Genomic DNA, 19,169 nt, shown 5'->3' with positions numbered 1-19,169 from the left:
TCAGCCGTAGGGGGTGAGCAGCTGGTCGACCGGCGCGAAGTCGTCGGTGAGGACGTCGGCGTCCCCGATGAACCGGTCGAGCTCGGGCCCCTCGGCCACCTGCCAGGCGAGCCCCCGCTCGGCCAGTGCGGCGGCGATGTCCGCCGACGGCAGCGGACGCTGCGAGGCGACCGCGACCACGTTCCCGCCGTCCTCCCCGGCCAGCACCGGCGCCCGGGCCAGCAGCAGCACGTGGTCGAACACCTGCTGCACGGTCGCCAGCTCCGCCCGCAGGAAGGACAGCGGCGGGTTGTCGATCAGGTTGACCGCGTAGACGCCGTCCTCGGCCAGCGCCTCGTCGACCAGGCGCAGCGCCTCCACGGTGGTCAGCTGCCACGGCACCGACAACCCACCGAAGGCGTCACCGACGACGAGGTCCCGTCCCCCGGCTTCCTCCGCCTCCAGCCCGACCCGGCCGTCACCGACCCGCACCTCGAGCAGGTCGGAGGTCTCCAGCCCCAGTTCCTGCTCGTCGATCGCGACGACGCCGGGGTCGACCTCGAGCACCCGGCTCAGCGTGCCCGGCCGTACCTCGGCCAGGTAGCGCGGCAGGGTCAGCCCCCCGCCACCGACGTGCAACGCCGACAGCGGTTCGCCCGCCGGGGCCAGCGCGTCGGTGACCGAGGCGATGGCCTGGACGTACTCGAACTCCAGGTACGTCGGGTCCTCGAGGTCGACGTAGGAGTGCCGCAGGGTGTCCAGCAGCAGCACCCGCCCGGTGTCGCGCTCGGGGTCGGCCACCACCCGGGCGCAGTGGTAGGCGGTCTCCCGTTCGCAGGGCGTCGGCGCCACCGCGGCCAGCACCGGGGCGGCCACGGCCAGGGCCAGCAGCCCGACGGGCAGCCGGCCGGTCACCCCCGGGGTGCGGCGGCGCAGCAGCACCGCGAGGGCCACCCCGACCAGGACGACGAGCAGCCCGGTGCCGACCAGGATCACGCTGCTGGGCAGCACCGCGATCAGCAGGAAGCCGGTGGAGAACGTCGCCACGATGCCGCCGATGGTGCCGATGCCCGACAGCCGGCCGACGACCGAGCCGGTCTGCGCCAGGCTGCCCAGCTGCAGCGCGACGATCATCGGCGGGACGGCGGACAGCAGCGCGGCCGGGACGACGACGGCCAGCGCGGCCAGCAGCAGCACGTTCCCGGCCGCGGCACCGGTGAACAGCGCACCGGCGAACCGGACCAGGGGCAGCACCGCCACGATCAGGGCACCGCCGGCCACCATCAGCGGCGCGATCAGCCGCCGCGGGTCGGTGCGGTCGGCGGCGGCACCCCCAGCCCAGGCGCCGACGGCGATCGCGGCCAGCGCGAACCCGATGACCGCGGTGCTGGTCTGCACGGTGATCCCGACGTACGGCGCGATCAGCCGCAGGCCGACGACCTCGAGCACCAGCACCGCCCCGGAGGACAGGAAGGTGACGCCGGCGGCGATCCAGTCGGGCAGCGCCCGCGAACCAGGGGTCGTCGTCTCCGCGGTGGTCGACGGGGTCGTCGACGGGGTGGAGGGGGCGGGGTCCAGCGGGCTCACCTCGGGGATCGGGGGACGGTCAGAACAGGGCGGGCTGGTCGGCGGGCTCGCTGACCGACTCCGCCCGTGCGGTCAGCTGCGGCCCGTTGTTGGCCACGTTGCCCACGGCCGCGCCGACCGGGCGGATCTCCAGGCGCTCGACGTACTCCGGCGGCGTCGGGCCGGCCAGCTCGGTGACGTCCTCGCGGGCCGGGTCCAGCCACTCCGCCCAGCGGTCCGGCGGCAGCACCAGCGGCATCCGGTGGTGCACCTCGGTGAGCGCGCCGACCGCGGGGGCGGTGACCACGGTGCAGGTGTACAGCCGGTCCTCACCCCGGCCCCACACCTCCCAGAGCCCGGCGAAGGCGAGCCCGGAGCCGTCCTCCGGGGTGACGTAGAACGGCTGCTTGCCGGGGCGGTCGTGGCGGGGCGCCCACTCGTACCAGCCGTCGGCCGGGACCAGGCAGCGCCGGCTCGCCGCGGCGGTGCGGAACGCGGGCTTCTCGGCCAGCGACTCGACCCGGGCGTTGAGCATCCGGTTGCCGACCGAGACGTCCTTGGCCCAGGAGGGCACCAGGCCCCAGCGCACGGCCCGGAGCTCGCGGTGCCCGCCGCCGGTGAGCGCGCCCTCGGCGTCGCGCTCCTTCTTGTGCCGCACCACGTACACGTCCTTGGTGGGGGCGACGTTGTGGTCGGCCGGCAACGGCGCCTGGCCCTCGACCGGGACGGCCTCGAACTCCAGTGCCAGGTCCTCCGGACGGCGACTGGCGGCGTAGCGACCACACATGCGGGGCTCCTCCCGGACGACGACCTCACCGAGCCTAGGTGCGCCCACCGACGGCCCGCCGTGCGTCACCTGGCAGAAGAGGGGTAGGACGGGGACACAGACCCGACGCACCGCGACGAAGCACGACGGAGGGCACAACACGTGACGACCACCCAGGCTCCCTCGACAGAGCAGCCGAAGACCGCCAGCGACGCAGGCGCACGCCCGTACGCGACGGTGAACCCCTACACCGGGAAGACGGAGAAGGAGTTCCCCTTCCTGGAGACCGACGCCATCGACGGCGTCGTCGAGCAGGCCCACACCGCCTTCGGCGACTGGCGCCGCCGGTCGGTGGAGGAGCGCGCCGCCGTCGTCGGCCGGGCCGCCGAGCTGATGCGCGAGCGGCAGGACGAGTTCGCCGCCCTGATCACCCGGGAGATGGGCAAGCGGATCCAGGAGGCCGCCGGTGAGGTCCAGCTGGCCGCCAGCATCCTGGAGTACTACGCCACCAACGGCCCGCGGTTCCTGGCGCCGAAGCCGATCGACGTGATGGGCGGCGGCGAGGCCGAGGTGCTCAACGAGCCGATCGGCGTCCTGCTGGCGATCGAGCCGTGGAACTACCCGCTGTACCAGGTGGTGCGGGTGGTCGGCCCGAACCTGACCCTGGGCAACACCGTCCTGCTCAAGCACGCGGAGAACAACCCGCAGTGCGCGCTGGCCCTGGAGCAGCTGTTCCGGGACGCCGGGGCCCCGGAGGGCGTCTACACCAACCTGTTCCTGCGGATCGCCGACGTCGAGCAGGTCATCGCCGACCGGCGGGTGCAGGGCGTGACGCTGACCGGCAGCGAGCGGGCCGGGGCGAGCGTGGCCCAGCTCGCCGGCAAGCACCTCAAGAAGTCGGTGCTGGAGCTCGGCGGCAGCGACCCGTTCATCGTGCTCGACGCCCCCGACCTGGGCCGCACGGTGAAGGCCGCGACCATGGCCCGGATGGCCAACACCGGCCAGGCCTGCATCGCGGCGAAGCGGATCATCGTGCTCGACGAGGTCTACGACGACGTCGTCGCCGGCCTGCAGCAGGCCTTCGGCAGCTTCACCCCCGGCGATCCGGCCGACCCGGCCACGACGCTGGGCCCGCTGTCCACCGAGCGGGCCGCGCAGGACCTCGCCGCGCAGATCCAGGACGCCGTCGACAAGGGCGCCACCGTGCTCGCCGGCGGCAACCGCCCCGAGCACGACGGCGCCTTCGTCGAGGCCACGCTGCTGGCCGACGTCACCCCGGAGATGCGGGCCTACCACGAGGAGCTCTTCGGCCCCGCGGCCGTCGTCTACCGGGTGAAGGACGCCGACGAGGCCGTCGCGCTGGCCAACGACAGCGACTTCGGCCTGTCGGCAGCCGTCTACAGCGGCGACACCGAGCGCGCCCGGGCGGTCGCCGACCGGCTGGAGTCCGGGATGGTCTGGATCAACCAGCCCTCGGGCTCGTCGGCCGAGCTGCCCTTCGGCGGGGTGAAGCGGTCGGGCTACGGCCGTGAGCTCTCCGAGCTGGGCATGTTCGAGTTCGCCAACCGGCGGCTGGTCCGCACCATGCCGCCGAAGAAGCAGGCAGCGCCGGCGCAGCACGTCGGAGGCTGACGCACGGGCGCCCCGGCCCCGGGCAGCTGCCCGGGGCCGGGGGTCGCCGTCACGGCGCCGGCCGAGGACGTCGGCAGGGCAGGATGAGCCCATGACCGAGGTCTGGACGACGCCTGCCCGCCGCACCCCGGTGGACGCCGTGGTGACCCTCCCCGGGTCCAAGTCGATCACCGCCCGCGCCCTCGTGCTGGCCGCCATCGCCGACGGGCCGAGCCGGCTCGTGCGCCCGCTCCGCGCCCGGGACACCGACCTGATGGCCGCCGGGCTGCGCGCGCTCGGGGTCGGCATCGCCTCCGACGGCACCGACTGGCTGGTCACCCCGGGCTCGCTGCACGGGCCGGCCGAGGTGGACGCCGGGCTGGCCGGCACGGTGCTCCGGTTCCTGCCGCCGGTGGCCGCGCTGGCCACCGGGCCGGTGCGGCTCGACGGCGACGCCCGGCTGCGCGACCGGCCCAACGCCGGGCTGATCGCCGGCCTGCGCGACCTCGGTGTCCGGGTCGACGACGACGGCCGCGGCCGGGCTCCGTTCACCGTGCACGGCACCGGTGCGGTGCGCGGCGGTGCGGTCACCGTCGACGCCAGCGAGTCCAGCCAGGTGGTGTCCGGTCTGCTGCTGGCCGCGGCCCGCTTCGACACCGGCATCGAGCTGACCCTCGCCGGGAGCCTCCCGTCCCTGCCGCACGTGGAGATGACCGTGCGGACGCTCGCCGAGCACGGGGTGCAGGTGCGCCGGACCGACGGTGGCTGGCACGTCGCCCCGGGCCCGATCGCCGCCCTCGACCGCGTCGTCGAGCCCGACCTGTCCAACGCCGCCCCGTTCCTGGCCGCGGCCCTGGTCACCGGCGGCCGGGTGACCGTGCGCGACTGGCCGACCGACACCACCCAGCCCGGCGCGCAGCTCGACCGGCTGCTCACCGCGATGGGCGCCGCGGTGGCCCGCACGCCCGAGGGGCTGCAGGTGACCGGGGGCGCCCGGATCGCCCCCCTGGAGGCCGACCTGGGCGAGGTGGGTGAGCTGACACCGGTGCTCGCCGCACTGTGCGCCCTGGCCGACGGGCCCTCCCGGCTCACCGGCATCGCCCACCTGCGTGGCCACGAGACCGACCGGCTGCAGGCGCTGGACGAGGTGCTCAGCGCCGTCGGCGCCCGGGTCGAGCAGCTGCCCGACGGGCTGGTCATCACCCCGGGGCCGCGCCGGGCAGCGCGACTGGACTCCTACGCCGACCACCGGATGGTGCACGCGGCGGCGGTGCTGGGCCTGGCGGTCGACGGCATCGAGGTCACCGACCCGGCCGCGGTGACCAAGACGCTGCCGGACTACCGGGAACGCTGGGCCGGCCTGCTCGGCGAGGGTGCCGGGGTGCCCGCGTGAGCCGGAAGATGGACAGCCGGTCCGACGAGGACGACGTCCGCGTCCGGGCCTCGCGGCACGGTTCCCGTCCGCGCACCCGCACCCGCCCCACGCACGAGGAGGCCGTGCCCGGGCTGGTCATCGCGGTGGACCGCGGCCGGATGACGGTGCGGGTCGAGGGCCCTGGGGGCTCCCCGGTCGACGTGACCGCGATGCGCGCCCGCGAGCTGGGCAAGCACGGCGTCGTCGTCGGTGACCGGGTGCGGCTGGTGGGCGACACGACGGGGCGCACCGACAGCCTGGCCCGGATCGTGACCATCGCCGACCGGGTCACCTCGCTGCGCCGCACCGCCGACGACACCGACCCCACCGAGCGGATCGTGGTGGCCAACGCCGACCAGCTCGTCGTCGTCACCTCGATCGCCGACCCCGAGCCGGCGCTCGGCTTCCTGGACCGATGCCTGGTCGCCGCCTACGCCGGCGGGCTGTCGCCGCTGCTGGTGCTGACCAAGTCCGACCTGGCCAGCCCGCAGCCACTGCTGGACCGGTACGCCGGACTGGAGGTCGACGCCGTCCCGATGTCCCGCGAGGCGCCGCTCGATGAGCTGGTGACCCGGCTGCGGGACCAGATGAGCGTGCTGGTCGGCCAGTCCGGGGTCGGCAAGTCGACGCTGTTCAACCGGCTGATCCCGGGCGCCTTCCGGGCCATCGGCGACGTGAGCAAGATCGGCAAGGGCAGGCACACGTCCTCCTCGGCGGTGCTGCTGGACCTGCCCGGGGGCGGAACCCTGATCGACACCCCGGGCATCCGCTCCTTCGGGCTGGCGCACGTGACCCCGCAGGACGTGCTGGCCGCCTTCGACGACCTCGCCGAGGCCGCGGTCGACTGCCCGCCCGCCTGCGGGCACACCGCCGCGGACCCGGAGTGCGCCCTGGACCCCTGGGCCGCCCAGGGCCCACCCGCAGCGCGGGAGCGGCTGGGCAGTTTCCGCCGACTGCTCACCGCCGTCGGCCAGCTCACCCCCGGCCATTGAGGAAGGACCCCGTCCTCCTCATCCCTCGCGAGCTCGGGACGAGCCTCGGGACGGGGCCGAAGGGCCCGCGCCGAGCTTGCAAGGAGGGCCTCTCAGATCTCGCGGGGGGTGATCGCGCGCTCGGTCCAGCCGCCGCGGTCGTCGGGGTCGACGCGGTACGCGCGGGCGCCGGGCCGCACCGTGACCGCCTCCGCCAGGTCGGTGCCCCGGTAGTGCAGGCCCACGCCGTCCTCGGTCGCGTAGCCGGCGGGGAGGGCCCCGACGGCCACCAGCCGGCGATAGGTCTCCCGGCGCGGCTGGACGGTCAGGTCGTCGTGCACCCCGTTGCTGAACGGCAACAGCGCCAGGCCCTCGGTGAACGGGTCGAGCCGGTCGGACCACGAGTCGGTGGGCCCACCCACGTGCCAGCACAGGCTGCCCGCGCTCGGGCCGGCGAGCACCACCCCGGCCTCCCAGCACGCGCGCAGCACCGCCGGCAGGCCGTGTGCCCGCCAGACGGCCATCAGGTTCACCACGCTGCCGCCCTCGACGAGCACGACGTCCTGGGTGAGCAGGTGACCGCGCACGTCGGGGACGCTCGGCTGCGGGAACAACCGCAGCACGCTCAGGACGACGTCGTCCCGGCCACCGAACACCCGCTGGTACGCCGAGACCGCCGCCGGGTCATCGCCCACCGCCGTCGGGACGTAGCACAGCCGCACCGGCCCACCGCTCGTCCGGCGGGCAACCCCCAGCGCCAGTACGTGCTCCAGGAGCGGGCGGTTGCCCCGCTCCCCCGGCTGCGGCTCGATGACCCCCGAGAACGCGAACACCTGCCGTTGCACCGTCACACCTCCACGTAACCGCCGCTGCGCCAGTAGACGCCCGACTCCCGGGTCAACAGCGCCTCGTCCACCAGGTATCGGCGGAGCGCGGCCACATCCGGGTGCCAGGCGGCCAGCAGTGCGTTGACCTCCCGCTCCGGGTAGCGGACGCCCGGCTCGAACACGTGCACGAGGTGCTCGAGCACGACCCGGCGCTTGCTGTGCTGCGCGGGGACGGAGACCAGCCTGCCGTCCCGGACGAACGCGCGCAGCACGGCGTCCGCACCCGGGTCGTCGGACAGCCGCGGCACGGGCGGGGCGGTGGCGGCCGCTGCCCGGGCCGCCTCCCCGAACCGCTCGGTGTGCAGCGCGAGCAGGTGACCGTCGCGGTGCACCAGGCCGGCCCGGGACAGCCGCCGTGCGGCCAGGGCAACGTCCTTCAGGGGCAGCCCCGACGCCTCGGCGACGTCGGTGAGGGTCCCCGCGCCGAGCGCGAGGGCGGCCACGACCTTCAGCCGCGCCGGATCGGCCAACAACCCGACGATGGTCCCGGCCTCCACTCCCCGACGGTATCCGTGCATCGCCGGCACGGCTGCGGGTACCCGGGGGCCCATGGTGAGCCCGATCGACATCCAGAAGGCCCTGTCCGGCATCGACTACCCGGCCAAGAAGGACGACGTGGTGAAGCACGCGGAGTCCCAGGGGGGCAGCGCGGAGGTCATCGACGCCCTCAAGGGGATCGACGACCAGGAGTACGACACCCCGGCAGCGGTCAGCAAGGCCGTCTTCGACTAGAAGGACCCCTTCTCCCCCCACCCCTCGCGAGCTCGGGGCGGGCCCCTGAGAAGGGGCCGTTCCAGTTCGTCACCACGCTCGGCGCGGGCCCCTGAGAAGGGGCCGCTCCAGCACGTCGCCAGGCTCCGGGCGGGCCCGGACGGGCCCGCCCGCTAGGTTCGGGCCATGACGGCTGGCCAGCGGGGATACAACGAGGACATGCGCCTGGCGCACGTACTGGCCGATCAGGCGGACGCGATCAGCCTGGACCGGTTCCGGGCGCAGGACCTGCGGGTAGACACCAAGCCCGACCTCACCCCGGTCACCGACGCCGACCGCGCGGTCGAGGAGCAGCTGCGCAGCACGCTGGCCCGGGCGCGCACCCGGGACGCCGTGCTCGGCGAGGAGTTCGGCAGCACCGGCCGCGGCGACCGGCGCTGGGTCATCGACCCGATCGACGGCACCAAGAACTTCGTCCGCGGCGTCCCGGTGTGGGCGACCCTCGTCGCCCTGCTCGACGGCGACCTCCCGGTGGTCGGCCTGGTCTCCGCACCCGCGCTCAACCGCCGCTGGTGGGCAGCCGCGGGCACCGGCGCCTGGACCGGACGCCGACTGGAGAACGCCACGCGCTGCACGGTCTCCCAGGTGGGCGCGCTCGCCGACGCGAGCCTGTCCTACTCCAGCCTCTCCGGCTGGGAGGAGCAGGACCGGCTGGAGCCGTTCCTGGACCTGACCCGCTCGGTCTGGCGCACCCGGGCCTACGGCGACTTCTGGAGCTACATGATGGTCGCCGAGGGCGCCGTCGACGTCGCCTGCGAGCCGGAGGTCTCGCTGTGGGACCTGGCCGCCCTCGACGTGATCGTGCGCGAGGCCGGCGGCGCGTTCAGCGACCTGGCCGGCAACGCCGGGCCGGCCGGCGGCAGCGCCGTGGCCAGCAACGGCGTCCTGCACCCCGACGTGCTGACGGCGCTCGCTCCCCGGGGGGAGTGAGCGCCGTCGGCGTGGGTCGAGCTGGTCAGTGCGTGGTGCCCGGCCCCGTGCCGGAGCCGCCGCGGCCGCCCTGCACCCGGCGCCGGACGTCCTGGAGCTTCGCCAGGGTCTTCGGGTCGCTGGCCAGCTGCTGGGCCTTGTCCGTCGCCTGACGGATCACCTGCCTGCCCTTCGGGCTGTTCGCGACCTTGTCGAACTTCGCCCGGGTCTTCGGGTCGTTGGCCAGCTGCTGGGCCTTGTCCGCCGCCTGGCGGAGGACCTGCTTGCCCTTCGGGCTGTTCGCGAGCTGCATGACCTTGTTCATCAGCGACGCCATGGTGCGCCCACCCCCTTGCTCTCCTGCGGTTCCCGGTCGGGCCGCTCGTCGACGTCAACGGTGCCAGCAGCACCGACGTTCCGCGCGACGGGCCGGCATCAGCCCCGGGCGGCTGCCCAGCGTGCGCGGACGGCGCCGGACTCCGCCGCCCGCCCCGGCTCGACGACCGGCCCGGCCGCCCGCGCGGGCACCAGGTCCAGTCCCACCCCGCGGGCGGCCAGCACCGCGGCGCCGGCCGCCGATGCGCTCCGGACCTGCACGTGCTGCACCGGTCGGGCGAGCACGTCGGCGAGCAGCTGCTGCACCCCGGCGTCCCGCGCTCCCCCACCGGTGAGCACGACCGGCCCACCGGCGCCCGGCCCGAGCAGGTCCAGCGCCGCCGCCACGGCGCACGCCACGCCCTCCAGCGCCGCGCGGGCGAGATCTGCGCGGGTGGTGTCGGCCGACAGCCCCGTCCAGCCACCACGGTCGGTCGGCCCGGCCACCCCACCGCGCTCGCCGGTCAGGAACGGGGAGAACACCACTCCCCCGGCCCCCGGACGGGTGGTGGCGAGGGTCGCGGCGAACGTCGGCCAGTCCAGGCCCAGCACCTCGCAGACCCAGGCCCAGGCCGTGCCCGCGTTCTGCAGCGCGGCCATCGCGTACCAGCCGTCCCCGGCGTCGGCGTCGGCGTAGCAGTGGACGGCGGGCTCCGCGGCCGGCCGGGGCGCCACACCCGGCCGGATCACCTGGGCCCCGGACCCGAGGTTGACCTGGACGCCGGTGCGGGTGCCGGCGGCCAGCAGGGCGAGCGGCGTGTCGGCACCGCCGACCACCACCGGCACTCCCCGGCCGAGCACCCGCGCCGTACCGACGACGGTCGACCCCGGCCGGACGGCGGGGAGCAGGGCCGGGTCGACGCCGGCCGCGGCGGTGGCCGCGGTCGACCAGCGGTCACCGGGCACGTCCCACAGCAGGGTCGCCGACGCGTCGCTGCGATCGGTGACGGCGGGGTCGGCGCCGGGCACGAGGGCGGCCCGGACGGCGTCCTTGGGCAGCAGCACCGTCGCCGCCCGGGCCACCAGCTCCGGGTGGTGCACGCCGAGCCAGGCCAGCAGCGGACCGGTCATCCCGGCGGCCAGCGGGTTGGCCAGCGCGGCGCGGTCGGGCTCGGGGAGCTCCCGCCAGCGGTACAGCTCCGCGGTCGCCCGCTGGTCGGGCCAGAGCAACGCCGGGGCGAGCGCGGCGCCGGACCGGTCCACGAGCACGGCACCGTGCATCTGGCCGGAGAACCCGAGGGCCGCGACCGGCCGGTCGCCCAGCGTCGCGGCCACCGCGGTGAGGGCGTCGTCCAGCGCGCGCCGCCAGACGGCGACCTCCGTCTGCGCCCAGCCCGGCCGCGGACGCGCGACCGGGTAGCCGACCTCGCTCTCCGCGACCACCACCCCGTCGAGGTCCAGTGCGGCGAGCTTGAGCCCGCTCGTGCCCAGGTCCGCGCCGAGCACGACGGTCATCGGGCGCTCAGCCCCGCTACAGGTCTGCGCTGGGTCACGCCCTGATCCTGGCCCCGTCCGCGAGCGTGCCGCCAGCCGCGGTCAGCTGCCGCGCAGCAGCCCGGTGGCGGTGAGCTCCTCGGCGATGTCGCGCAGCTTGACGTTGGTGCGCTGCGAGGCGTGCGTGAGCAGCGTGAACGCCTGCTCGGAGGTGACCTTGTAGCGCTCCATCAAGATGCCCTTGGCCTGCTCGATGACCGCGCGGGAGGCCATCGCCTGGCGCATGTTGGCCACGTCGTCGGTCGCCCGGGCGGCCGCCTCCGCGTTGCCGACGGCGATCGCGACAAAGGCCGCCACCTCCTCCCCGGCGACGACGTCGACGTCGCCGAAGGCACCGGGGTGTCGGGCGTAGTTGTTCAGCGCGCCGATGTTCGCGCCCTGGAAGGGCAGCGGGATCGACAGCGAGCTGCGCACCCCCAGCTCCGCGACGTGCCGCGCGTAGTCGGGCCAACGGTCCTCGTGCCGCATGTCCTCGACGAGGAATACCTCCCCGGACCGCCCTGCGTCGAGGCACGGGCCGTACCCGCGCTCGTACTGCAGCTCGTCGGCGTCCATCGCGATCTGCCCGTCGAAGGCAGCGGTGAAGGCGCGGTCGTCACGGATCAGCGTGATCGAGGTGGCCTCGGCACCGGGGATCGCGCGGTGGGAGATCTGGACGATCTCGGTCAGCACCTCGGGCAGCTCCCGTCCCGCGAGCACGACTCCGGCCAGCTCCTGGTGCAGCGCGCCAAGGCTCTCGGTCATCGTCTCGGGGGTTCCCTCTCCAGTCCGGCGGGTGGGCCGTCGGTTCGACGTCCGCCTCCGGCGGGTGGCATGCCCGACCGGCCGACCGAGCGTATACGCCGTAAACGCGTCTGCCGCACAGCCGGGCACCGAATCCGGCCCCGGAACTCGGTTGCCCCGCCCCGACGTCCGCGCCAGGGTCCGGGGATGACCGCGACGGCAGCAGCGGAGCAGCTCCTCCCCGGCGGTCTCCTCCTGCGGAGCTGCCGCCCCGGCGACCTGGCGCAGGTGGGCGCACTGTTGAGCGACCGTGGCGAGCCGGCGGACGCGCTGGACCAGCGGCTGGTCGTCGAGGACCCGGACACCGGCTGGGACGCCACCGCCGTCGTCGTCGACGGGGACCGGGTGGTCTCCACCGCCACCCTGCTGGCCGAGTCCGTTCGGCTGGAGGACGTCGTCCTGCCCGCCGGTCAGGTCGAGCTGGTGGCCACCGACCCCGCCTACGAGGGCCGGGGCCTGGTGCGTGCGCTGATGGCCTGGGCGCACGACCGCTCCGCCGCCCGGGGCGACCTGCTGCAGGTGATGATCGGGATCCCGTACTTCTACCGGCTGTTCGGCTACGAGTACGCGATCGACGTCCCCCCGGCCCGGCCGGTGCGCTCGCTCCTTGCCCCGGCCCCCGGGCTGCGGCCCGCCACCTCGGCGGACCTGCCGACGCTGGCCCGGCTGCAGGACGCCGCCCAGGCCGGCGCGGACGTCGCGATGCCGCACCCGGCTGCCCGGCTGCGCTGGCTGGTGGCGCAGGAGGCGAGCACCACCTGGGTGCTGGAGCGGGACGGCGCGGTCGTCGCCTCCGCCCGGGTCCCCGAGCCCGACGACGACGTGCTGGTCGCCGAGCCGACCGCGGTGGACGACGCCGCGGCCACCGGGTTGCTGGCCGGGGTCGCCGCCCTCGCCGCCGGCCGGCCGGTGCGGGTCACCGACCGCCCGGGCAGCCTCCCCGGCCGTGCGTGGGCCGACCGGCTGGGCGACGGGAGCGACCTGGCCGAGCAGTACTACGTGCGGGTGCCCGAGCCGGGTGCGCTGCTGGAGGCGCTGCGGCCGGTGCTCGGCCGCCGGGTCGCCGCCGCCGGAGCCGATCGCGGTGGACACGACGTCGTGGTCTCCACCTACCGGGCCAGCTGGCGGCTGCCGGTCACCGACGACGGGCTGGGTCCGGTGGTCCCCGGCGGGCGGCTGCAGGCCCCCGGCACGGTCCGCGGCGCGGGCGTCGCCCCGGACCAGCTGGGCGCCCTGCTCTTCGGACCGCACGGCATGCACGGGCTCTCCCGTCGCCGACCGGACGTGTACCCGGGCCGGGACGCCGACTTCTACGCGGCGCTCTTCCCACCGCTGCGTGCGGACCTGCTCACCTACTACCTGCCGTCCTGACGCATCCCCGCGGCGTCTGGTGGGATGGTCGGGTACGCCGGTGCGCGCGATCCGCCGCCGGCCCACCCGCAGAGCAGGAGCCCCCGTGCAGTACGCCGAGTCCGTCGTCGAGCTCATCGGCAACACCCCGCTGGTCCGGCTCAACACCGTGACCGCCCACCTCGGCCCGGACGCGCCGCTGGTGCTGGCCAAGGTCGAGTACGTCAACCCGGGCGGCTCGGTGAAGGACCGGATCGCGCTGCGGATGGTCGAGGCCGCCGAGGCGTCCGGGGCCCTGCGGCCGGGCGGGACGATCATCGAGCCGACCAGCGGCAACACCGGCATCGGCCTGGCCATCGTCGCCCAGACGCGCGGCTACAAGTGCATCTTCGTGTGCCCGGACAAGGTGGGCCAGGAGAAGATCAACGTGCTCAAGGCCTACGGCGCCGAGGTGCACGTCTGCCCCACCGCCGTCGACCCGGCCGACCCGCGCTCCTACTACTCGGTCTCCGACCGGCTGGCCCGGGAGACCCCCGGCGGCTGGAAGGCCGACCAGTACGCCAACCCGAACAACCCGCGCTCGCACTACGAGACCACCGGGCCGGAGATCTGGACGCAGACCGACGGACGGATCACCCACTTCGTCACCGGTGCGGGCACCGGCGGCACCATCTCCGGCGTCGGCCGCTACCTCAAGGAGGCGAGCGAGGGCCGGGTGCAGGTGATCGGTGCCGACCCGGAGGGCTCGGTCTACTCCGGCGGCACCGGCCGGCCGTACCTGGTGGAGGGCGTCGGCGAGGACTTCTGGCCCGAGGCCTACGACAAGTCGATCGCCGACGAGATCGTCGCGGTCTCCGACGGCGACTCCTTCGCGATGACCCGGCGGCTGGCCCGCGAGGAGGGCCTGCTGGTCGGCGGTTCCTGCGGGATGGCCGTCGTGGCGGCCCTGCGGGTGGCCGAGCGGCTGACGAAGGACGACGTCCTGGTCGTGCTGCTGCCCGACGGCGGCCGCGGCTACCTGAACAAGATCTTCAACGACGAGTGGATGACCGACTACGGCTTCCTGGACGCCGGCGGCGGCGAGACCGTCGGCGAGCTGCTGGACGCGAAGTCCGGCAGCACCCCGACGCTGGTGCACACCCACCCGAACGAGACGGTGCGCGACGCGATCGACATCCTCCGCGAGTACGGGGTGAGCCAGCTGCCGGTCGTGAAGGCCGAGCCGCCGGTGACCGCCGGTGAGGTGGTCGGCTCGGTCGCGGAGAAGACCCTGCTGGACGCGCTGTTCACCGGCCGGGCCACGCTGGCCGACCCGGTCGAGCGGCACATGTCCGCCCCGCTGCCGATCATCGGCTCCGGCGAGCCGGTCTCGGCCGCGGTCGGGGCGCTGGGCGACGCCGATGCCCTGCTCGTGCACGTCGACGGCAAGCCGGCCGGCGTCGTCACCAGGCAGGACGTGCTGGGCCACCTCGTCGGCATCCCGGCGCCTACGGTGCAGTCGTGACCGGTTTCAACACGCGCGCCATCCACGCCGGGCAGGAGCCAGACCCCGCCACCGGCGCGGTCATCCCGCCGCTGCACCTGACCACCACCTACAAGCAGGACGGCGTCGGCGGGCTGCGCGGCGGCTACGAGTACAGCCGCAGCGCGAACCCCACCCGGGACACCCTGCAGACGGCGCTGGCCTCCCTCGAGCAGGGCACCCGCGGGCTCGCCTTCGCCTCCGGGCTCGCCGCGGAGGACACCCTGCTGCGCACCGTGTGCCGGCCCGGTGACCGGATCGTGCTGGGCGGCGACGCCTACGGCGGCACGTACCGGCTGATCTCCCGGGTGCTCGAGCCGTGGGGCGTCACCCACCAGCCGGTCGACCTCAACGACCTGGACGCCGTCCGCGCCGCGGTCGCGCCGGAGACGACCCGGGTGATCTGGTGCGAGACGCCGAGCAACCCGCTGCTCAACGTCTCCGACATCGCCGCGCTGGCCGAGATCGCGCACGCCTCGGGCACGCTGCTGGTCGTCGACAACACCTTCGCCAGCCCCTACCTGCAGCAGCCGCTGACCCTGGGCGCCGACGTCGTCGTCCACTCCACGACCAAGTACCTGGGCGGGCACTCCGACGTCGTCGGGGGTGCCCTCGTGGTCGCCGACACCGAGTTGGGTGAGCGGCTGGCCTACCACCAGAACGCGATGGGTGCGGTCGCCGGCCCGTTCGACTCCTGGCTGGTGCTGCGCAGCCTGAAGACGCTCGGGGTCCGGGTGGACCGGCACAGCGCGAACGCCGGCCGGATCGCCGAGTGGCTCCTGGAGCACCCGGCCGTCGGCGACGTGCTGTACCCGGGGCTGCCGCAGCACCGCAACCACGACATCGCGGCCAAGCAGATGTCCGGCTTCGGCGGGATGATCTCGTTCCGGTTGAAGGCGGGCGAGGAGGCAGCGCTGCGGGTGTGCGAGCGCGCGCAGCTGTTCACCCTGGCCGAGTCGCTCGGTGGCGTGGAGTCGCTGATCGAGCACCCGCACCGGATGACCCACGCCAGCGCCGCCGGCTCCCCCCTGGAGGTGCCGGCCGACCTGGTGCGCCTGTCCGTCGGCATCGAGGACGTAGAGGACCTGCTCGCCGACCTGGACCAGGCCCTCAGCTAGGGGAAGGACCCCCTCGCCCTCGGCCCCCTCGCAGGGACCCGCTGCGAGCTTGCGAGCGGTGGGGGGCGAGGGGGTCCTTCAGCAGCGAGGGGCGGTGAGGATGCGGGGGCCGTCCTCCGTCACAGCCACGGTGTGCTCGACGTGGGCGGCGCGGCTGCCGTCGGCGCTGCGCAGCGTCCAGCCGTCGGCGTCGACCCGGTAGTCGTCGCTGCCGCCGGCGAGGAACCACGGCTCGATGGCGATCACCAGCCCGGCGCGCATCTTCAGCCCGCGACCGGCCCGGCCCTCGTTCGGCACGCTGGGCGCCTCGTGCATGGACCGGCCGACGCCGTGGCCGCCCTGGTCGGTGTTGATGCCGCAGCCGCCGGCCCGGCCGACCGCACCGATGGCGGCGGAGATGTCGCCGATCTTGTTGCCGACCACCGCCGCGGCGATCCCGGCGGCCAGCGCACGCTCGGTGGTCGCCACCAGCTGGACGTCCTCCGGCCGGGGCGTGCCGATCGGGTAGGTGCGGGCCGCATCGCCCACCCAGCCGTCGAGGGTGGCTCCGGCGTCGACGCTGAGCAGGTCGCCGTCCTCCAGCTCCTGGGCGGTGGGGATGCCGTGCAGCGCGACGTCGTTGACCGACAAGCAGAGCACGCCGGGGAACGGCGGCGTGCTGTGCAGCGGCGCGTAGCCGAGGAACGGCGAGGTGGCGCCGGCGTCGGCGAGGACCTGGCGGGCGACGGCGTCCAGCTCGGTCAGCCGCACCCCTGGTGCGGCCAGCGCGTGCACGGCGGCGTGCATGTCGGCGACCACCGCCCCGGCGGCGCGCATGGCGTCGATCTCCCCGGGTGTGCGCAGCTCGATCATCTGTGGTCCTTCCGGGATTGGTATCCCGGTATTACTATCACGCCCATGGTCCGACCACCGCTGAGCCCCGAGGAACGCGAGCGCGGCCGCCGACTGGGTGCCCTGCTCCGCGCGGCCCGCGGCGACCGGTCGCCCGCCGAGGTCGCCGCCGCCTCCGGGGTGAGCCTCGAGGCGCTGCGGAAGATCGAGTCCGGCCGGGTGCCGACCCCCGCGTTCTTCACCGTGGCCGCACTGGCCGGCGCCCTCGACCTGCCACTGGACTCCCTGGTCACCGCGCTGCACACCCCGACCGAAGGCACCGCCCTCATCGCCTGAGCCCCCAGGGGGCAGGCCCGGTGGCCGGTCCCACACCGCGACCACCCGTGCCGTGCCGGGCAGCCGGGTAGGGGGCTCGTCGTGAGCGAGCCCCGGGTCAGCGTCGTCATCGCCACCATGGACCGACGTGAGTCGCTGCTGCGGTCGCTCGACCGGCTGGACTCCCCCGGCTGGCCACCGGTGATCGTGGTGGACAACGGCTCCACCGACGGGACTGCCGACGCCGTCCGGGCCGGCCACCCGCGGGTTCAGGTGGTCGAGCTGCCGGCCAACGCCGGGGCGGTCGCCCGCACCCACGGGGTGCAGCGGGCCACCACCCGGTACGTCGCCTTCGCCGACGACGACTCGTGGTGGGAGCCGGGTGCGCTCGCGGCCGCGGCCGACCTGCTGGACGCCCACCCGGGGGTGGCGGTGGTGGTCGGCCGGGTGCGGCTGGCCTGTGACGGCAGCGAGGACGCCGTGACCCGCAAGCACCGCGCCGCGGTGCTCGGCCGCTCCCCCGCCGGGCCCGACGTGCTGAGCTTCCCGGCGTTCGCCGCCGTCGTCCGCCGCGACGCCCACCTGGCCGTGGGCGGGTTCTCGCCGCTGCTGTTCTTCGGCGGCGAGGAGCACCTGCTGGCCCTCGACCTCGGCGCTGCGGGCTGGCAGCAGGTGTTCGCCGAGGACGTCGTCGCCTGGCACGACCCCGCCGGGCCCGACCGGCCGAGCCCGGCCCGCTGGGCGCTGCAGACCCGCAACGACGTGCTCGTCGACTGGCTGCGCCGCCCGCTCCCGGTGGCGCTCGCCGCGACCGGGCAGCTGGCGCGCCGCGCCGCGCGGGATGCCGCCGCCCGCCAGGCGCTGGCCGGGGTGCTGCGCCGACTGCCTGCCGCACTGCGCCGGCGCCGGCCCGTCCCCGCCGAGCTGGAACGCCGGTTCGCCACCGCCCTGCGCCCGCTGGACCAGGCGGGTTGAGCGGTCAGTCCTCGTCGACCAGGGTGAGCGCACCGGTGGGGCAGGCGCGCACCGCGGTCTCCACCGCCGTGAGGTCGGTCGGCTCACCGACGTGGAGCACGCCGTCGGCGTCGAGCTCGAACACCTCCGGCGCCTCCATCTCGCACACCCCCGCGCTCATGCAGACCTCCCGGTCGACCACCACGCGGATCATCGGGCGCCGGTCAGCCGCGCCGGCAGCCGCTTGAGGCCGTTGACGAACGAGGACTCCAGCCGGGCCGGCGGACCGACCACCTCGAGGTCGGGCAGTTGGTCGGCGAAGGCCCGGAAGGCCACACCGATCTCCCGCCGGGCCAGGTGCGCGCCCAGGCAGAAGTGCGGACCGCGGGAGCCGAACCCGACGTGCGGGTTCGGGTCGCGGGACAGGTCGAACCGGTGCGGGTCGGCGAAGACGGCGGGATCACGGTTGGCCGCGCCGTAGAACAGCAGGAACTTCGACCCGGCCGGGAAGGACTGCCCGGACAGCTCGACGTCCTGGGTGGCCGTCCGCCGCATCCAGGTGATCGGGCTGGTCCAGCGCACGACCTCCTCCACCGCGGTGCGGGTGAGGCCGGGGTCGGCGGCCCACCGGTCACGCTCGGCCGGGTGCTCGGACAGCGCGAGCACGCCCTGGGAGATCGCGTTGCGTGTCGTCTCGTTGCCGGCGACCAGCAGCAGGATGAAGAACGAGGCGATCTCCTGATGGGTCAGCCGTTCACCGTCGACCTCGGTGCTGACCAGTGCAGTGGTCAGGTCGTCGGCCGGGTGGGCGTGCCGCTCGGCGGCCAGCCGGGCCATCAGGCCGGCGAGCTCCTCCCCCGCCTTCAGGAAGGCGGTGACCATCTGCTCCTCGTCCTCGACGAGCTCCGGGTCGCCGCCGGAGAGGATGACGTTCGACTGCCGCAGCACCATCGCCCGGTCGCCGTCCGGGATGCCCATCACGTCGCAGATGACCCGCAGCGGGATCGGTGCGGCCAGGTCGGCGACCACGTCGATGGTGCCGTCGCCGTCCTCGGCGGTCCGCCGGGCGCGGGCGACCACGTCGTCGGCCACCGCCTGCACGTTGCCCACGAGCTTCTCCAGCACCCGGGGCGTGAACGCCTTGGCGACGATGCGCCGGATCTTGCCGTGCCGGGGGTCGTCCATGCTGATCAGCGAGCCGTAGAACTCGTTGAGGTCCGGCGGCATGTCGGCGATGGACACCGCGCCGGACCCGGAGGAGAACAGCGCCGGCTGGCAGCTGATCGCCTCGACGTCGGCGTACCGGGTCACCGCGTGGTAGCCGGGGCCGGGCTCGATGTAGGGGATCACCGGCTCGGCGAAGAAGGCGAACGGGCGCTCGCGGCGCAGCTGGTCGTACACCGCGTGCCGCTGCTCCGGCGGCACGCCCCAGAACGTCCGGTCGGACAGGTCGACGGTGTCCAGGTCCAGCGTCGGTGGGCTCACGGTCGGCCTCCAGGGCGGACGACGGGGACGCAGCACCCCGACGCTAACCCAGCCGTGACCGGCGTCAC

20 protein-coding genes are annotated in these 19,169 nt (G+C 74.9%); 10 read left to right on the top strand and 10 right to left on the bottom strand.

Annotation, left to right across the window (positions count from 1 at the left end; all coding sequences use genetic code 11):
- Entirely contained in the window at window positions 1-1,566 is a 1,566-nt protein-coding gene (locus tag O2W53_RS19095) for a fused MFS/spermidine synthase (protein WP_269164649.1), read from the bottom strand.
- A gap of 19 nt (window positions 1,567-1,585) precedes the next feature.
- Complete coding sequence (locus tag O2W53_RS19090; protein ID WP_269164648.1) at window positions 1,586-2,332, bottom strand: SOS response-associated peptidase; 747 nt, start codon at window positions 2,330-2,332, stop codon at window positions 1,586-1,588.
- Window positions 2,333-2,473: 141 nt separating this feature from the next.
- Here O2W53_RS19090 and O2W53_RS19085 point away from each other — a divergent pair, with 141 nt between their 5' ends.
- From O2W53_RS19085 to rsgA, 3 genes are all read left to right on the top strand, one after another.
- Window positions 2,474-3,943, top strand: a complete 1,470-nt coding sequence (locus tag O2W53_RS19085) for an NAD-dependent succinate-semialdehyde dehydrogenase (RefSeq protein WP_269164647.1) — start codon at window positions 2,474-2,476, stop codon at window positions 3,941-3,943.
- A gap of 91 nt (window positions 3,944-4,034) precedes the next feature.
- Complete coding sequence (gene aroA, locus O2W53_RS19080) at window positions 4,035-5,315, top strand: 3-phosphoshikimate 1-carboxyvinyltransferase (protein WP_269164646.1); 1,281 nt, start codon at window positions 4,035-4,037, stop codon at window positions 5,313-5,315.
- Window positions 5,312-6,328, top strand: a complete 1,017-nt coding sequence (gene rsgA / locus O2W53_RS19075; RefSeq protein WP_269164645.1) for a ribosome small subunit-dependent GTPase A — start codon at window positions 5,312-5,314, stop codon at window positions 6,326-6,328. The genes aroA and rsgA overlap by 4 nt, the downstream gene beginning before the upstream one ends.
- A 92-nt stretch (window positions 6,329-6,420) precedes the next feature.
- Here the strand turns inward: rsgA and O2W53_RS19070 are convergent, their stop codons facing one another.
- On the bottom strand, window positions 6,421-7,152 hold the full coding sequence (locus O2W53_RS19070) for a peptidase E (RefSeq protein ID WP_269164644.1): 732 nt from the start codon (window positions 7,150-7,152) through the stop codon (window positions 6,421-6,423).
- A 2-nt stretch (window positions 7,153-7,154) separates the two neighbouring features.
- Window positions 7,155-7,691: a DUF2087 domain-containing protein gene (locus O2W53_RS19065; protein ID WP_269164643.1), complete on the bottom strand. Its 537-nt coding sequence runs from the start codon at window positions 7,689-7,691 to the stop codon at window positions 7,155-7,157.
- 52 nt (window positions 7,692-7,743) lie between these two features.
- Here O2W53_RS19065 and O2W53_RS19060 point away from each other — a divergent pair, with 52 nt between their 5' ends.
- Both O2W53_RS19060 and hisN read left to right on the top strand, forming a co-directional pair.
- Window positions 7,744-7,926 (top strand): DUF2795 domain-containing protein, encoded by a 183-nt coding sequence (locus tag O2W53_RS19060; protein WP_036340272.1) that lies wholly within the window; start codon window positions 7,744-7,746, stop codon window positions 7,924-7,926.
- A 165-nt stretch (window positions 7,927-8,091) separates the two neighbouring features.
- Window positions 8,092-8,895, top strand: coding sequence for a histidinol-phosphatase (hisN, locus tag O2W53_RS19055; RefSeq protein WP_036340275.1), 804 nt, complete (start codon window positions 8,092-8,094; stop codon window positions 8,893-8,895).
- 25 nt (window positions 8,896-8,920) lie between these two features.
- Here hisN and O2W53_RS19050 read toward each other — a convergent pair whose 3' ends face one another.
- The 3 genes from O2W53_RS19050 to O2W53_RS19040 all read right to left on the bottom strand — a co-directional run bounded on the left by O2W53_RS19050 (window position 8,921) and on the right by O2W53_RS19040 (window position 11,487).
- Window positions 8,921-9,211, bottom strand: coding sequence for a hypothetical protein (locus O2W53_RS19050; protein WP_269164642.1), 291 nt, complete (start codon window positions 9,209-9,211; stop codon window positions 8,921-8,923).
- Between the two features lie 98 nt (window positions 9,212-9,309).
- Window positions 9,310-10,704 (bottom strand): FGGY family carbohydrate kinase, encoded by a 1,395-nt coding sequence (locus O2W53_RS19045; RefSeq protein WP_269164641.1) that lies wholly within the window; start codon window positions 10,702-10,704, stop codon window positions 9,310-9,312.
- Between the two features lie 81 nt (window positions 10,705-10,785).
- Window positions 10,786-11,487, bottom strand: coding sequence for a GAF and ANTAR domain-containing protein (locus O2W53_RS19040; RefSeq protein ID WP_269164640.1), 702 nt, complete (start codon window positions 11,485-11,487; stop codon window positions 10,786-10,788).
- 186 nt (window positions 11,488-11,673) lie between these two features.
- Between O2W53_RS19040 and O2W53_RS19035 the strand changes: the two genes are divergently transcribed.
- The 3 genes from O2W53_RS19035 to O2W53_RS19025 all read left to right on the top strand — a co-directional run bounded on the left by O2W53_RS19035 (window position 11,674) and on the right by O2W53_RS19025 (window position 15,516).
- Window positions 11,674-12,897, top strand: a complete 1,224-nt coding sequence (locus tag O2W53_RS19035) for a GNAT family N-acetyltransferase (protein WP_269164639.1) — start codon at window positions 11,674-11,676, stop codon at window positions 12,895-12,897.
- An 85-nt stretch (window positions 12,898-12,982) separates the two neighbouring features.
- A complete protein-coding gene (locus O2W53_RS19030) occupies window positions 12,983-14,380 on the top strand; it encodes a cystathionine beta-synthase (RefSeq protein WP_269164638.1) in 1,398 nt (465 codons plus the stop codon).
- Window positions 14,377-15,516, top strand: coding sequence for a cystathionine gamma-synthase (locus O2W53_RS19025; protein ID WP_269164637.1), 1,140 nt, complete (start codon window positions 14,377-14,379; stop codon window positions 15,514-15,516). Before O2W53_RS19030 ends, O2W53_RS19025 begins: the two co-directional genes overlap by 4 nt.
- 78 nt (window positions 15,517-15,594) lie before the next feature.
- Here O2W53_RS19025 and map read toward each other — a convergent pair whose 3' ends face one another.
- Complete coding sequence (gene map / locus O2W53_RS19020) at window positions 15,595-16,368, bottom strand: type I methionyl aminopeptidase (protein ID WP_269164636.1); 774 nt, start codon at window positions 16,366-16,368, stop codon at window positions 15,595-15,597.
- A gap of 45 nt (window positions 16,369-16,413) precedes the next feature.
- Between map and O2W53_RS19015 the strand changes: the two genes are divergently transcribed.
- Complete coding sequence (locus O2W53_RS19015) at window positions 16,414-16,683, top strand: helix-turn-helix domain-containing protein (protein WP_269164635.1); 270 nt, start codon at window positions 16,414-16,416, stop codon at window positions 16,681-16,683.
- A gap of 81 nt (window positions 16,684-16,764) precedes the next feature.
- Window positions 16,765-17,637 carry a glycosyltransferase family 2 protein gene (locus O2W53_RS19010; RefSeq protein WP_269164634.1) on the top strand — a complete coding sequence of 291 codons (873 nt, stop codon included), beginning with the start codon at window positions 16,765-16,767 and terminating at the stop codon, window positions 17,635-17,637.
- Between the two features lie 4 nt (window positions 17,638-17,641).
- Here the strand turns inward: O2W53_RS19010 and O2W53_RS19005 are convergent, their stop codons facing one another.
- Together O2W53_RS19005 and O2W53_RS19000 are read right to left on the bottom strand one after the other, a co-directional pair.
- A complete protein-coding gene (locus tag O2W53_RS19005; protein ID WP_269164633.1) occupies window positions 17,642-17,830 on the bottom strand; it encodes a ferredoxin in 189 nt (62 codons plus the stop codon).
- Complete coding sequence (locus O2W53_RS19000) at window positions 17,827-19,101, bottom strand: cytochrome P450 (RefSeq protein ID WP_269164632.1); 1,275 nt, start codon at window positions 19,099-19,101, stop codon at window positions 17,827-17,829. Before O2W53_RS19000 ends, O2W53_RS19005 begins: the two co-directional genes overlap by 4 nt.
- Between the last annotated feature and the right edge of the window lie 68 nt (window positions 19,102-19,169).

This window comes from Modestobacter sp. VKM Ac-2978, from assembly GCF_026968025.1.
Lineage (GTDB): Bacteria > Actinomycetota > Actinomycetes > Mycobacteriales > Geodermatophilaceae > Modestobacter.
The sequence above is the reverse complement of the archived record's forward strand: the minus strand, read 5'-3'. Positions and strand labels throughout refer to the sequence as shown.

Excerpts from the sequence above, each read along its gene's own strand:
- O2W53_RS19090 (WP_269164648.1), bottom strand. The coding sequence starts at position 2,332 with ATGTGTGGTCGCTACGCCGCCAGTCGCCGTCCGGAGGACCTGGCACTG.
- aroA (WP_269164646.1), top strand. The coding sequence starts at position 4,035 with ATGACCGAGGTCTGGACGACGCCTGCCCGCCGCACCCCGGTGGACGCC.
- O2W53_RS19060 (WP_036340272.1), top strand. The coding sequence starts at position 7,744 with ATGGTGAGCCCGATCGACATCCAGAAGGCCCTGTCCGGCATCGACTAC.
- hisN (WP_036340275.1), top strand. The coding sequence starts at position 8,092 with ATGACGGCTGGCCAGCGGGGATACAACGAGGACATGCGCCTGGCGCAC.
- O2W53_RS19050 (WP_269164642.1), bottom strand. The coding sequence starts at position 9,211 with ATGGCGTCGCTGATGAACAAGGTCATGCAGCTCGCGAACAGCCCGAAG.
- O2W53_RS19045 (WP_269164641.1), bottom strand. The coding sequence starts at position 10,704 with ATGACCGTCGTGCTCGGCGCGGACCTGGGCACGAGCGGGCTCAAGCTC.
- O2W53_RS19040 (WP_269164640.1), bottom strand. The coding sequence starts at position 11,487 with ATGACCGAGAGCCTTGGCGCGCTGCACCAGGAGCTGGCCGGAGTCGTG.
- O2W53_RS19035 (WP_269164639.1), top strand. The coding sequence starts at position 11,674 with ATGACCGCGACGGCAGCAGCGGAGCAGCTCCTCCCCGGCGGTCTCCTC.
- map (WP_269164636.1), bottom strand. The coding sequence starts at position 16,368 with ATGATCGAGCTGCGCACACCCGGGGAGATCGACGCCATGCGCGCCGCC.
- O2W53_RS19015 (WP_269164635.1), top strand. The coding sequence starts at position 16,414 with ATGGTCCGACCACCGCTGAGCCCCGAGGAACGCGAGCGCGGCCGCCGA.
- O2W53_RS19005 (WP_269164633.1), bottom strand. The coding sequence starts at position 17,830 with ATGATCCGCGTGGTGGTCGACCGGGAGGTCTGCATGAGCGCGGGGGTG.